Origin of the sequence: Rhodomicrobium vannielii ATCC 17100 (assembly GCF_000166055.1) — a bacterium.
GTDB lineage: Bacteria > Pseudomonadota > Alphaproteobacteria > Rhizobiales > Rhodomicrobiaceae > Rhodomicrobium > Rhodomicrobium vannielii.
On the sequence record NC_014664.1, the window covers coordinates 64,400 to 77,167 of the forward strand.

Consider the following 12,768-nt stretch of genomic DNA (forward strand, 5'->3'; position numbering starts at 1 on the left):
TCGTTGGCTTAAGTTTATCCGCGAAGAAAAAGCTGACTGAACAGGATGCGGCGTTCGCATTTTTATGACTGTTAAGCCGCCGCACATAGGTGTATGGGGTGCCGCGCCCTTCGCCCGAAGGGATCGGGTAGCGCGCCGTCAGCAGACGACGTCAATCGAACAGAATTCGCGGGAACCGCTCGGCACAAACCGCCTGGAAACAAGATTTCCCGGCACGGTGTTCGCGCGGTCGGAAACCAATGCAGAAGAAACCTTTCTACAAGATACTTTATGTCCAGGTTTTGATCGCCGTCGCCATCGGCATTTTGCTTGGTTACTTTTACCCCAATCTCGGCGCTTCGATGAAGCCGTTCGGCGACGCCTTCATCAGGCTGGTGAAGATGATCATCGCGCCGGTGATTTTCTGTACCGTGGTCGTGGGTATCGCCCAAATGGGCGACGTGAAGCGCGTTGGGCGCGTCGGCGGCAAGGCGCTCATCTACTTCGAAGTGGTGTCGACCTTCGCGCTGGTTCTCGGCTTGATCGTCGCGCGCACCGTCCAGCCGGGCGCCGGCTTCGATGTCAATGTGCAGTCGCTCGACACGAAAGCCGTGACTTCGATCACGTCGCAGTCCAGCCACACCTCGGTCGTCGACTTCCTCATCCACATCATCCCCGACACGATCTTCTCGGCGCTGACGAGCGGCGAAATCCTTCAGGTGCTCTTCATCTCGATCCTGACGGGCTTCGCGCTGAGCGCCATGGGCAAGGATGGCGAGCCGGTTCTGAACGGCATTCGCCTCGTGGAACGCCTCGTATTCAGCATCGTCGGCATGATCATGCGCTTTGCGCCCGTCGGCGCGTTCGGCGCGATGGCGTTCACCATCGGCGCTTACGGCGTGCAATCGCTCGGAAATCTCGTCGGGCTTATCCTCACCTTCTATTTCACGGCCTTCCTGTTCGTGAGCATCGTGCTCGGGATTATCGCGAAAATCGTCGGCTTCAACATCTTCAAGCTGTTGCGGTATCTGCGCGAGGAACTGCTGATCGTGCTCGGCACGTCGTCATCGGAAAGCGTGCTGCCCGCGTTGATGCGCAAGATGGAGGCGGCAGGCGCATCGCGCCCGGTGGTTTCGATGGTGGTCCCGACCGGCTATTCCTTCAATCTCGACGGCACGAACATCTACATGACGCTCGCGACGTTGTTCATCGCGCAGGCGACAAACACGCATATAACGCTACAGCATGAGCTTCTCATCCTCGGCGTCGCCATGCTGACTTCGAAGGGCGCGGCGGCGGTGACGGGCGGCGGCTTCATCACGCTCGCGGCGACGCTTCAGGCGGTGCCGGAGATCCCCGTCGCGGGGATGGCGCTGCTTCTCGGTGTCGACCGCTTCATGTCGGAGTGCCGCGCACTCACCAACTTCATCGGCAACGCGGTGGCGACTCTCGTCATCGCGCGTTGGGAAGGGCAGCTCGACGTTCAGAAATTGCACGCCGCGCTCGATAATGGCGGCGTGCCGGTCGAAGCTGGGCCGGTGGAGGTGGCCGTCGAGCCGCGCCGATCCCAGGTGTGACGTACAACGTCGGCGGGTGGCAGGCATTCCGGCCCGCATGCAACGCAATCGCGACGGAGGCAGGCTTCGGCTCATGCCTCTGTTTTTCTTTAAAGTTTCGGCGTTGTAGTTCACGCTCTCAGCCCCGCGCCGCCGCCTCTTTCGCCGCTTGACCTTGCGCGTGCCTTGCCATCGCCCAAGTTCGGCTGTTGTTTTCATCAACTCTTAACCATCCGACATCAAGGGAGCGGTCTTTTCGGACGCGCTCCGCTGAGGGGGATTCTCGGAAGATGCATACAGTTCGTTATCGGTCTCTCTATCTTGCGATCATCGGTGCCGCGGTCACGGTGCCGCTCGGCGCCAACGCAGCCGACATGTACCGCGCACCCGCGCCCACCACATACGCGCCGCCACCGCCGATCGTTCAGCCCAACACCTGGGCAGGCTTCTATGTCGGCATCAACGGCGGCTACGGCTGGGGTGCGAGCGACGATTCCACGCGCGGCGACGTTAACGGCGGCTTCGGCGGCGGCCAGATCGGCTACAACTTCCAGAGCGGCAATTTCGTCTACGGCCTCGAAACCGACCTTCAGGCCGGGCGGATCACCGGCAAATCCGACGACTACGCGAGCAAGGAGACTACCGACTGGTTCGGCACGCTGCGCGGCCGCCTCGGTTACGCCTTCGGCAACACGCTGCTCTACGGTACGGGCGGCTTCGCTTATGGCGGCGTGAACCAGAAAATGAACTACGCGGACGTGCTGTTCTCGAACGACGATACGCGAACCGGCTGGACCGCTGGCGCCGGCATTGAATACAAGGTCTCCGGGAACTGGTCGCTGAAGGGCGAATATCAGTATGTCGACTTCGGCAAGGAAGATCTATCGGGCGCCGCGAGCACAATCGAAGGCCCGGAAACGTCCTTCCACACCGCCAAGATCGGCCTGAACTATCGCCTTGGCAACAGTTCGAGCTACGAGCCTTTGAAGTAGACAGAGCATCATGACAAGCGGCGGCGTCCAACGCCGCTTGTCGCATGCCTCAAGCGATCGGTAAGACGCTCGAAAACGTCTTACCCGGTGGCGGAAAATCGCCGCTTAACGCGCTCGGCCGCGCTGTCCACGATGGCGTTCACGGCGGACGTCTGCTCCGCATCGCGAATGGCCTGCGTCAGCGACCGCTGACCGGGCAGGCGCTGCGCCTTCACAACCTCTTCGAGCTGCGAACGGTCGAGCCGCCCCAGAAAGGCGCGCGCCTCCTGCTCGCGGCCGCCCATCACCGCCGCCTCGATGTGGCATTCCAGCGGATCGAATGTCACTCCGTCCAGCATGGATGGGCTGTCCGGTGTGCCTCTGGCTAGGGACGGAGGGGGATTCCACGCAGACGGTGCGGGCACCGCGCGGGGCGGTGATGCGGGCGGATATGACGGGGCCGGAGACGCCCATGGCGGTGGCGGCGGCGGCGACGCACGGCGGGAGGGCGCGAACCGGCGGGCGATGGTTTCTGCGTTCGCCTCGGCGGCGGCGCGGTCGATGATGCTGTGGAGCGACGCCTCGACCTGCCGGGCGAAAGCGGGATTCGTCGCGGCCTCTTTGGCGATGGTGTCGAACAGTGCGCGCAGCTTCAGGAGCAGCGCCTTTGTCTGCGCCTCACTCATGCTGCGGCCTCGCGCTCATAACGCGTGATGATCGAATCGACTGTTTCGCCGCAAAGCGCGCGCACTACGCTTGCCGCTGAGCCGTATTTCTCGTCGAGCGAAAGCGGCTCGCCGCGATATTCAAAGGCTTCGGCGATGCCGTCGTCCTGCGGAATCGCGGTGCGCATAACGGGATGCGCGGCGGCGACATTGCCGTAATGCAGACGTTGGAAATTGCCGTCGCGCCAGAAGTTCACGAGCCCTATATAGCGGCGCTTTTCCTTCGGGACGGACAGCACGGTGTGAAGATCGTTGCCTTCTTCGATCACCGTGGAAATCCGGTCGATGGCGTAGCTCGACACGAAGTCGGGGCGGAACGGCACGATCACCTTGTGTGCAATCCGCAGCGCGGCCCGCGCCGAGAACGAAAGGCCCGGCGGGCAGTCGAAAATTACGACGTCGAACGCATCGGCGAAATCTTCCAGCATCGTGCCGAACCGCGAAATGATGCCCTGCTCGGCGGCGTGCAGGTCTTGCCCGGCGCGCGCCCGGTTGTGCAGAAGCTCGTTCTCCACATCTTCGAGGTCGAGCGAGCCGGAGAGCACCGAGAGCTGGCCCACCGGCGCTTCGATGTCGCCCACGTCGTGCAGGATGAACTCGTCCGGGCGCAGGCGCGGGCGGTCGTAGCGCTCATTGACGAAGTCGGCGATGGTCTTCTGTTCGCGCCGCGCCCAGTCCCACTTCTCGCCGCCGGTCAGGATGATCGAGGAATTGCACTGCGTGTCGAGATCCACGACAAGCACGCGCTGCTCGCCCGTCGCGGCGAAGCCATGCGCGAGCATGGTTGTGATCGTCGATTTGCCCACGCCACCCTTGCGGTTGGCGACTGTCAGTAGGATGCCCATCGCGCCCTCTCTTTACGAGACACCTCCGGCGCGCATACGCGATTCGGTCAGCCGAGACGTGTCGTTAAGGTTCGCGCGAGCCAAGTGTACACAACTTACGCCCGCGGGTGCGCTTTCGAGTAAGCCTGAAAGAGGCGGTCGCGGTCAACCGCCGTGTAACCCTGGGTAGTCGAAAGGCTGGCATGTCCCAGCAATTCCTGGATCACGCGCAGGTCCGCGCCCCGGCTCAGGAGGTGCGTTGCGAAGGAGTGGCGCAGTGCGTGCGGGGTCGCGGTCGCGGGCAGGGCAAGGTTGGTGCGCAGGCGCGCGAGCAGAAGCTGCACGATGCGCGGATTGAGCCGCCCGCCCTTCACGCCGACGAACAGCGGCCCCTGTGGCTCAAGCTTGTGCGGGCACTGTTCGATATAATCGGCGATGGCGGTTTGCGCGACAGGAAGCACCGGCGCGAGGCGTTCCCGGCCGCCCTTGCCCCGGATGCGCAGCACGTCGCGCGGCCCGAGCGGCGCGTCCTTGCGGTTGAGGCCGAGCGCCTCGGAAATGCGAAGGCCCGAGCCGTAGAGCAGCAACAGCACAGCCTGATTGCGCGCGCCGGTCCATGGATGCGCCGAAAGCTCGCCGTCAAGCGCCGCTTCATCGACAACCTCCTTCGCCTTCGCCTCGGTGACGGGCTTCGGCAGGCGGGGCGGCAGCTTCGGCAGGGCAACGGCGAGGATGCTGCGGTTTTGCAGCGCGCCTGTCCGTTCGAGCGTGCGGAACAGCGAGCGCAGCGCCGAAAGCGTGCGCGAGAGCGAGCGGCTTTGCGCGCCATCGTCGCGCCGGTCGGCGAGGAAGCTGCGGAAATCGTGGGGTGTCAGCGCGTTCAGCCGCGCGAGTGTAACGGGCCGTGCGTCCTTCCCCGCGAGGTGGGCGAGGAACTGCCGCGAGTCGCGCTCATAGGCTTCGAGCGTGTTGTCGGCATAGCGGTGTGCGTCGCGAAGATAGGCGAGCCAGCCGGCGACTGCGTCGCGAACGTCGGGCGCGGTGTAGGTTTCGGGGCCGAAGTCGTCATCGCGTCCGGCGTCGTGATCGTCAGGCGCGAAAATGCCCTCTCCCTCGACGGGAGAGGGCTGGAGCGCGGAACGCTCCTCCAAGCATGCCTCAGACGGTTCGCAGGTCGTCATCGTTGAGGATCGTCTGGCCCGTCTTCGCCCAGTCGGAGACGAAGGTCGCGAGACCCTTCTCGGTGAGCGGGTGATTGACGAGCATCTTCATGATGGAGGGCGGAATGGTGGAAACGTCAGCGCCCGCGAGGGCTGCTTCCGTCACGTGGTGAGGACTGCGCAGCGATGCGGCAAGGATCTCCGTGCCGAAATCGGGGTAGTTGTCATAGATCTGCCGAATGTCGCGGATCAGGCCCATGCCGTCCTCGCCGATGTCGTCGAGGCGTCCGACGAACGGCGACACGAAGCTTGCGCCAGCCTTCGCGGCCAGCAGCGCCTGATTGGCCGAGAAGCACAGCGTCACATTGACCATCGTGCCTTCATTCGCGAGCGTGCGGCAGGCCTTGAGGCCGTCCCACGTCAGCGGCACTTTCACGGTGACGTTTTCAGCGATGCGCGCGAGCTTGCGGCCTTCCGCGATCATCGTTTCCGCGTCGGTGGACGACACTTCGGCGCTGACCGGACCGGGCACGAGGGCGCAGATTTCGCGGATCGTTTCGAGGAAGTTGCGGCCCGTCTTCGCGATGAGCGACGGGTTCGTGGTTACGCCGTCGAGCAGTCCCTTTTCCGCAAGGTCGCGGATTTCGGTTACATCGGCCGTATCGACGAAAAATTTCATGGATGGCTCCTTTTGGCGAAAGGCGCACTTAAGCCAAGTGCGCAACCCTAGCCGGTTCGTGGTTTAGATTCTGTTAATTGCCTTGTTACCCGCGCTTAACGCATCCCGGCAAGGAATAAGGGCGCCGTAAACGACCGGTTTTGGCCGAATCGGCGCGACCGGAGGGAGATCCAGCCGTTAGCCACATTATCGGCCCCATGTTGCAAACGCGCGATGCCCTCCAAAATATAGAGCGCCACGAGAGAAACCGGAGGTTGCGTGTCCGAGATATCGAGAAGCGGGGGACAGATTCTGGCGGACCAGCTTCGTCTGCATGGTGCGCGGATGATTTTCGGTGTGCCCGGCGAAAGCTATCTTGCGGTGCTGGACGCGCTTTACGATCACGAGCGCGATATGCCGTACATCGTGTGTCGGCAAGAAGGCGGCGCGGCGATGATGGCGGAGGCTTATGGCAAATTGACGGGTGAGCCGGGCATTTGCATGGTCACGCGCGGGCCGGGCGCGACGAATGCGAGCGCCGGGCTGCATGTGGCGCGGCAGGATTCGACGCCGCTGATCCTCATCGTCGGGCAGGTCGGCCGCTCCATGCGCGACCGCGAGGCCTTTCAGGAGATCGATTTCCGCCGCATGTTCGGCGAGGTGTCGAAATGGGTGGCCGAGATCGAGGAGGCGGCGCGCATCCCGGAATATGTGGCGCGTGCGTTTGCCACGGCGACGAGCGGGCGGCCGGGGCCTGTGGTGCTCGCAGTGCCGGAGGATGTGCTTCGCGAGCGCGCCACCGTGGCCGACGCCGTGCCATACAGCCGCGTGGAGGCGGCGCCGGCGCGTGCGCGGATGGCGGAGTTTCGCAAACGCCTTGCAGCGGCGGAGCGCCCGCTGATGATCGTCGGCGGCGGTGGCTGGGACAAGGACGTTGCGCTCAAGGTGAAGGCGTTCGCGGAACACTCGGGTTTACCTGTCGCCGCTTCGTTCCGGCGTCAGAGCTATTTCGACAATACGAGCCCGTGTTATGTCGGCGACCTCGGCATCTCGCTCAATCCGGCGCTGAAGCGGCGTATCGACGAAAGCGACCTCATCATCGCGTTCGGCCCGCGCCTCGGCGAAATGCCGTCGCAAGGCTACACCCTGTTCGATATTCCGAAGCCGAAGCAGCCCTTCATCCACATCCATGCGGGCGCGGAGGAACTCGGCCGCGTCTATCAGGCAGACCTCGCCATCAACGCCGGGCCGCACGCATTCGCTGACGCGCTGGAGGATATGAAGCCGCTCGACGGTTCGGCCTGGGGGGCGTGGCGCGAGTCCGCGCGCGGGGACTATGAGGCGTGGATCGCGCCGGAAAAAACGCCGGGCGCGCTGCAATTGGCCGAGGTGGTGGCCTATTTGCGCGAGACGCTGCCGGGCAACGCGATCATCGCCAACGGTGCGGGCAACTTCGCCGCCTGGGTCCACCGCTTCTACACCTATCGCGAATGCGGCACGGGCCTCGCGCCGATCTCCGGCTCGATGGGCTACGGCGTTCCGGCTGGCGTCGCGGCGAAGCTCGTGCATCCGGGGCGCACGGTCGTAACCTTCGCGGGCGACGGCGATTTCCTCATGACGGGGCAGGAGTTTGCCACCGCCGTGCAACATGGCGCGCCCGTGATCTTCATCGTCGTGAACAACGGCATGTACGGCACCATCCGCATGCATCAGGAGCGCCATTATCCCGGGCGCGTGTCAGGCACGTCGCTCAGAAATCCCGACTTCGCCGCCTATGCGCGCGCGTTCGGCGGACACGGCGCTCTGGTCGAGCGGACGGAGGATTTCCCCGCGGCCTTCGAGGAAGCACGCGCTTCCGGTCTGCCCTCGATCCTCGAATTGCGCATCGATCCCGAGGCGATCAACCCGAAGCAATCGCTCTCCGAAATCCGCGCGGCGGCGCTCCGCGAAAGCTGAGGCCGCTGTCTTTCCTTATCGCGCTGCGCATATTATGGCGGAAAGGACGGAGGAAACGACCATGACCGAACTTGCGCTCGCCCGCGCCACGGATCTCATCCGGCTCGCCATCGACAAAGCCGCCGCCGACTACGGCAAGCCCATCTGCGTGGCGGTCTGCGATGCGTCCGGCGCGCTTCTGGCATTTGCTCGCGCGGAGGGATCGCCGCTGCGCTCCATCGCGATCGCGCAGGGCAAGGCGTATTCGGCCGCGCGAATGCAGGCCAACACGGACTCGGTGAAGGCAAAGCTCGCGGTGGGCGGCGTCGAGATCGCGTGGTTCTGCGACGAGAAACTCACCGCGTTGCCGGGCGGCGCGGTCCTGAAGACGGCGGGCGGAACAATCGCGGGCGCGGTGGGCATCAGCGGGCTCGCTTCCGACCAGGATCAGGCCATTGCCAATGCTTTGGCCGCAACTTTCGCGAACGGCGCGGCCTGAGCATCGCATCGCGCCGAAAAGTGCGGTGGCGGTTTTCGGATCACGCGATGCGACATGAAAGGGCCATCGCGCCGAAAAGTGCGGTGGCGGTTTTCGGGTCACGCGATGCGACACGAAAGGCCATCGCGCCGAAAAGTGCGGTGGCGGTTTTATCTTGCCTGCGTGACGCCTGCATCGGCGGCGGCAAGTCTCGCCACGCTTCTGCGCAAGGCCACTTGTATCGCCGGCCCCTTGAACATATGCGCCTCATACATCGCCTCGATCTGAAGCCCGTGATCGAAGTCCTCGCCCGTGATCGCGGACGGCGACAGCATCAGAAGCTTGACGTTCTGGAACACGGCGGCCTGCTCCGGCACGTCCTTCATGATGTCGTAGGCGAGCGATTTTTCGGACAGCAGCGTGTCGGAGGGCAGCGGCTCGAAGGCGATGTCGTCTTCCTGCTCCTCGCCTTCCTCGGCGATTTGCGGCAGTTCTTCCGGGTCGCGGGCGAGGCTGTCTGGTTTCGCAAGCGGTTGCGGCAGACGCACGATCGAGGCGGGCAGACGCTCGGCATCTTTCGGCGCGGGCTTCTCAGCCTTCGCGGGCGCGGCGTCGGGCACGGATAGGCTGGCGCGGCGCAGCAGCGGCGCTTCGTTCGGCACGAGGCTGGCGAGCATGGTGTTGGAAGCGCGCTTGTGCGTAACGACCCACGGCAGTTCCTTGCCGCTCTCCTTCCACTGCGCGAGATAGAAGCGCGAATCTTGCGGCGTCAGGGGGCGGCCATCGGCGGGGACGTGCTTCGAGCGGCCGTTCGGGAAGATCACCGCAAGTTCAGGGCGCGTGATGCGCGGCCAGTGGCGGACGTTGCCCGTGTCCACATGCACGAAGGGGAGGCCGGATTCAGGATAATAGCCGACGCCGCCGCGCTCGCGGACGAGCGCCGAATAACGGAGTTGCTTAAGCGGCACGTCGGGAAACATGAGGTCGGCGGCCTGCCCGGTGATGTGGCGGCTGTTGCGCGCCTGTCCGCCGCGTGTCTGTCGCAGAAGCTCGTTCGTGCCGCCTGATCGGTAGCCGCAAATCAAGTGGATCGGTTCCTTGGAGCCGAGTTCGTTGTGCAACTCCCACATGAGATCGATGAGGCCCGGATCGATCCTGATCGTCATGTTCCGACGCCAGTCGCGCATGAAGTAGTTGAGCTTTTCAAGAGCTTCAGGGATGTAGCGCCCATCCTTCTTGAAGGTGATCGAGATCTTGTCCTTCGTGTGGATGTTGTACATCGAGATCGTGCGTTCCTCGGCAGAAGAGACTCCCGCCGCAAGGAAGCTGAACGCAACGCATAATGATACAATCGCAGCCTTCATCAGGCCGCGTACGCCGCCAAACGCAACAACTATCACCAGTTGAACCCCTGTTTCGCGCCAACAAGCGCTGGTGTTCTCTACTCGACTGTGGTGCCGCCGGGTTGATGTCAGCAAAAGCACACGCCTTAGTAGATAAGCTCGAATTGGTAAACAAACCGTTAGGAAAGAAATGAGAGAAAAAGAAGGCGCGGCGGGATGTCGTTATGACATTTCCGCATCGCTCAAGCTAAATGACTGGAGCGGCGGGAAATTTTCCACACCTGTGGAAAAGCGCCTACGGAAGCCAATCGCCGCTTAGGGAAATGGAAACCTGAACAAATCGTTAAAACGCCTTGTCGCCGGAGGGGCCACCGTCCGTTTTCGGTGGCGAAAGCGCCGATGACGGTTGACCCGCCCGCTCTAATGGCCAAATGGAAAGGGAAAAGGTCACGAAAGGACGGCGCATGTTTTCGACTTTGCGGGCGATGGTTACGCAACCGGTTGGCGCTCTTGAGGCGGATCGCGGATTTCTTGAAGTCGCGCCGCAAAAGGCGGAGGAAATCCCCGGCTGGAATCTCGGCGATCTTTATCCCGATGAGGCGAAACTCGCATCCGACATCGAGACCGCCAAGGCTCGCGCCGGAGAGTTCAAGGCAGCTTACGCGGGCAAGCTCGCCGATCTCGCTGAGCGCGATCCGGCAGGCCTCGCGGGCGCGCTAGCGGCTTATGAGGGCATCTCCGACCTCATGGGTCGCGTGGGCTCCTACTCTTACCTGAATTACGTCACCGATACGGGCGACCCGGCGCGCGCCAAGCTTTTCGGCGACGTGCGCGACAAGCTCACCGTCATCGGCACCGAGCTTCTGTTTTTCGAGCTTGAACTCAACCGCATCGACGACGCGGTTATGGACAAGGCGATCGCGAACGACAAGCTCGGCCATTACCGCCCGTGGCTCACCGACCTGCGCAAGGAACGTCCGTATCAGCTTGCCGACGACATCGAGCGGCTGTTCCACGAAAAGGCGATGACCGGCCCCGCCGCGTGGAGCCGCCTGTTCAACGAGACGCTGACGAGCCTGCGCTTCGACGTTGATGGCGAGATTCTGACGCTCGAACCCGCGCTGAACCTTCTCTCCGACGCGAACCCTGTGCGCCGCGCCGCCGCTGCCCAGTCCATCGGCAAGGTGCTGAAGGAGAATGTGCGGCTGTTCACACTCGTCATGAATACGCTCGCGAAGGACAAGGAAATCTCCGACCGCTGGCGTGGTTTCCCGGATGTCGCCTCATCGCGGCACCTTGCGAACCGCGTGGAGCCGGAAGTTGTGGATGCGCTCGTCGAAGCCGTGCGAGCGAGCTATCCGCGCCTGTCGCACCGCTACTACGCGCTCAAGGCGAAGTGGCTCGGCGTGGATACGCTGAATTATTGGGACCGCAACGCCCCGATCAGTCGCGACCCGGAGCCGGTCATCGCCTGGAAGGATGCGCATTCGACCGTGATCGCCGCCTATCACCGCTTCTCGCCGAAGATGGCCGAGGTGGCGGATGGCTTCTTCAAGAAGAACTGGATCGATGCGCCCGTGCGCGACGGCAAGTCTCCGGGCGCGTTCTCGCATCCGACGGTGCCTTCAGCGCACCCGTACATCATGATGAACTACCTCGGCAAACCGCGCGACGTGATGACGCTCGCGCATGAGCTTGGCCATGGCGTGCATCAGGTGCTGGCAAATGCGCAGGGCGCTCTGATGGCCTATACGCCGCTGACGCTCGCGGAGACGGCCAGCGTGTTCGGCGAGATGCTGACCTTCAAGGCGCTGCTGAACCAGACGGAGAACCCGCGCGAGAAGCGCGCGCTGCTCGCACAGAAGGTGGAAGACAAGATCAACACCGTCGTGCGCCAGATTGCGTTCTACCAGTTCGAGCGGCTCGTGCATGAGGCGCGGCGGCAGGGCGAACTCACGTCGGATCAACTCGGCGCGTTCTGGCTTCAGGTGCAGACCGAGAGCCTCGGCCCCGCGATCATCATGAACGAGGGCTACGACACCTATTGGACGTACGTCTCGCACTTCGTGCACTCGCCGTTCTACGTCTACGCCTATGCGTTCGGCGATTGCCTCGTGAACTCGCTCTACGCGGCCTACGAGCGCGCGCCGGAAGGCTTCGAGGGCCGCTATCTCGACATGCTGCGCGCGGGCGGCACGAAGCATCATACCGAGCTTCTCGCGCCGTTCGGTCTCGACGCGACGGACCCCGGCTTCTGGTCCATGGGCCTGTCGGTGATCGAGGATATGATCTCCGAGCTTGAGACGCTGGAATCGGACGCTTAGCGGGGTGGTGGATACTGGCGGAACGCTTCAAATCAGAGGTGGGCGACGCTGGACGTCTATCAGAGTTAGCTTTTGATAGTTCGCCAGTGCCCGCCTTTAGCGTCTGACGTGCCTTTTTCGTCGCAACGTGTTACAGCAAAAAACGGCGAGCTGTCGCCAAATGTAAGCGGAACCCAAGATGGCGCTTTGCGGATTTTCTCCCGAATGAGATCGACCCAATCGCCCTCCCAGAAAGCATTGCTGGGTTTGTGAGGAGACAGGAGGACCAGTCGAACATCAAGGGTATCTGGGAACGGCGGCAAATTTTTTATTCGATTTGACTTGGATAACATCTGAGCTGGATTCCAGCCACTAGCACCTTTCGCCTCGATTAATAAAACTGTCTCGTCAAATGCGATAATAAGGTCAATATCTTCCTGGTTTCCCTTGATAACTTGTGGGTCATTTAGTTGAAATGAAAGATCTTCTACAGCGCACTTATTTTCGGCGCAGGCGAGCGCCGCATGAAGCCAGTCGAAATGATAATCCATCGCCCACCAAGCATTCGCAGGCACCTCAATGCCGAGTTCAGTCCTTAGCCTGGAGCGAAAATTCTCTGAAATGTGTGTAGATTGAAAGTCGAGCAGTTCATTAAGCACCCAATAGCGCTCTTTTCTATTGAAATGTTTTAGTATGTCCAAGAACAATATTGATATATCGTTGTTTTGCATAAAACCATCCCCGAATATGTTTCCCAGCAATTCTAGCCGCACTTCAGAGATAGGGTCAAGCTTCCGCTAGTCGCATAACGCCTTGTGTGCGGCGGTGATCCCGGA

11 protein-coding genes are annotated in these 12,768 nt (G+C 62.4%); 5 read left to right on the forward strand and 6 right to left on the reverse strand.

Annotation, left to right across the window (positions count from 1 at the left end; genetic code table 11):
• The first annotated feature begins 239 nt into the window (after nt 1–239).
• Nucleotides 240–1,556: a dicarboxylate/amino acid:cation symporter gene (locus RVAN_RS00285; protein WP_013417753.1), complete on the forward strand. Its 1,317-nt coding sequence runs from the start codon at nt 240–242 to the stop codon at nt 1,554–1,556.
• A gap of 269 nt (nt 1,557–1,825) precedes the next feature.
• Nucleotides 1,826–2,527, forward strand: a complete 702-nt coding sequence (locus tag RVAN_RS00290; RefSeq protein WP_013417754.1) for an outer membrane protein — start codon at nt 1,826–1,828, stop codon at nt 2,525–2,527.
• An 80-nt stretch (nt 2,528–2,607) separates the two neighbouring features.
• Here RVAN_RS00290 and RVAN_RS18515 read toward each other — a convergent pair whose 3' ends face one another.
• The 4 genes from RVAN_RS18515 to fsa form a co-directional block, all read right to left on the reverse strand.
• Complete coding sequence (locus RVAN_RS18515) at nt 2,608–3,192, reverse strand: hypothetical protein (protein ID WP_013417755.1); 585 nt, start codon at nt 3,190–3,192, stop codon at nt 2,608–2,610.
• Nucleotides 3,189–4,076 (reverse strand): ParA family protein, encoded by an 888-nt coding sequence (locus RVAN_RS00300; RefSeq protein ID WP_013417756.1) that lies wholly within the window; start codon nt 4,074–4,076, stop codon nt 3,189–3,191. Before RVAN_RS00300 ends, RVAN_RS18515 begins: the two co-directional genes overlap by 4 nt.
• A 95-nt stretch (nt 4,077–4,171) precedes the next feature.
• Entirely contained in the window at nt 4,172–5,206 is a 1,035-nt protein-coding gene (locus RVAN_RS00305; protein WP_013417757.1) for a tyrosine recombinase XerC, read from the reverse strand.
• Nucleotides 5,207–5,213: 7 nt separating this feature from the next.
• Nucleotides 5,214–5,894: a fructose-6-phosphate aldolase gene (fsa, locus tag RVAN_RS00310; RefSeq protein ID WP_013417758.1), complete on the reverse strand. Its 681-nt coding sequence runs from the start codon at nt 5,892–5,894 to the stop codon at nt 5,214–5,216.
• Between the two features lie 258 nt (nt 5,895–6,152).
• On the opposite strand from fsa, the gene RVAN_RS00315 reads away from it, so the two are divergent.
• On the forward strand, nt 6,153–7,829 hold the full coding sequence (locus RVAN_RS00315) for a thiamine pyrophosphate-binding protein (protein WP_013417759.1): 1,677 nt from the start codon (nt 6,153–6,155) through the stop codon (nt 7,827–7,829).
• A 61-nt stretch (nt 7,830–7,890) separates the two neighbouring features.
• The gene (locus tag RVAN_RS00320; RefSeq protein WP_013417760.1) at nt 7,891–8,307 is read left to right on the forward strand and encodes a GlcG/HbpS family heme-binding protein; all 417 of its coding nucleotides are present in this window, start codon (nt 7,891–7,893) and stop codon (nt 8,305–8,307) included.
• Nucleotides 8,308–8,456: 149 nt separating this feature from the next.
• On the opposite strand, the gene RVAN_RS18520 is transcribed toward RVAN_RS00320, so the two are convergent.
• Nucleotides 8,457–9,686: a DUF882 domain-containing protein gene (locus tag RVAN_RS18520; protein ID WP_013417761.1), complete on the reverse strand. Its 1,230-nt coding sequence runs from the start codon at nt 9,684–9,686 to the stop codon at nt 8,457–8,459.
• A gap of 407 nt (nt 9,687–10,093) precedes the next feature.
• Here RVAN_RS18520 and RVAN_RS00330 point away from each other — a divergent pair, with 407 nt between their 5' ends.
• A complete protein-coding gene (locus RVAN_RS00330) occupies nt 10,094–11,953 on the forward strand; it encodes a M3 family oligoendopeptidase (protein ID WP_013417763.1) in 1,860 nt (619 codons plus the stop codon).
• Between the two features lie 65 nt (nt 11,954–12,018).
• Here RVAN_RS00330 and RVAN_RS18525 read toward each other — a convergent pair whose 3' ends face one another.
• Nucleotides 12,019–12,663 carry a hypothetical protein gene (locus RVAN_RS18525; RefSeq protein WP_013417764.1) on the reverse strand — a complete coding sequence of 215 codons (645 nt, stop codon included), beginning with the start codon at nt 12,661–12,663 and terminating at the stop codon, nt 12,019–12,021.
• Nucleotides 12,664–12,768 lie beyond the last annotated feature (105 nt).

Excerpts from the sequence above, each read along its gene's own strand:
- RVAN_RS00285 (WP_013417753.1), top strand. The coding sequence starts at position 240 with ATGCAGAAGAAACCTTTCTACAAGATACTTTATGTCCAGGTTTTGATC.
- RVAN_RS00290 (WP_013417754.1), top strand. The coding sequence starts at position 1,826 with ATGCATACAGTTCGTTATCGGTCTCTCTATCTTGCGATCATCGGTGCC.
- RVAN_RS18515 (WP_013417755.1), bottom strand. The coding sequence starts at position 3,192 with ATGAGTGAGGCGCAGACAAAGGCGCTGCTCCTGAAGCTGCGCGCACTG.
- RVAN_RS00300 (WP_013417756.1), bottom strand. The coding sequence starts at position 4,076 with ATGGGCATCCTACTGACAGTCGCCAACCGCAAGGGTGGCGTGGGCAAA.
- fsa (WP_013417758.1), bottom strand. The coding sequence starts at position 5,894 with ATGAAATTTTTCGTCGATACGGCCGATGTAACCGAAATCCGCGACCTT.
- RVAN_RS00320 (WP_013417760.1), top strand. The coding sequence starts at position 7,891 with ATGACCGAACTTGCGCTCGCCCGCGCCACGGATCTCATCCGGCTCGCC.
- RVAN_RS00330 (WP_013417763.1), top strand. The coding sequence starts at position 10,094 with ATGTTTTCGACTTTGCGGGCGATGGTTACGCAACCGGTTGGCGCTCTT.
- RVAN_RS18525 (WP_013417764.1), bottom strand. The coding sequence starts at position 12,663 with ATGCAAAACAACGATATATCAATATTGTTCTTGGACATACTAAAACAT.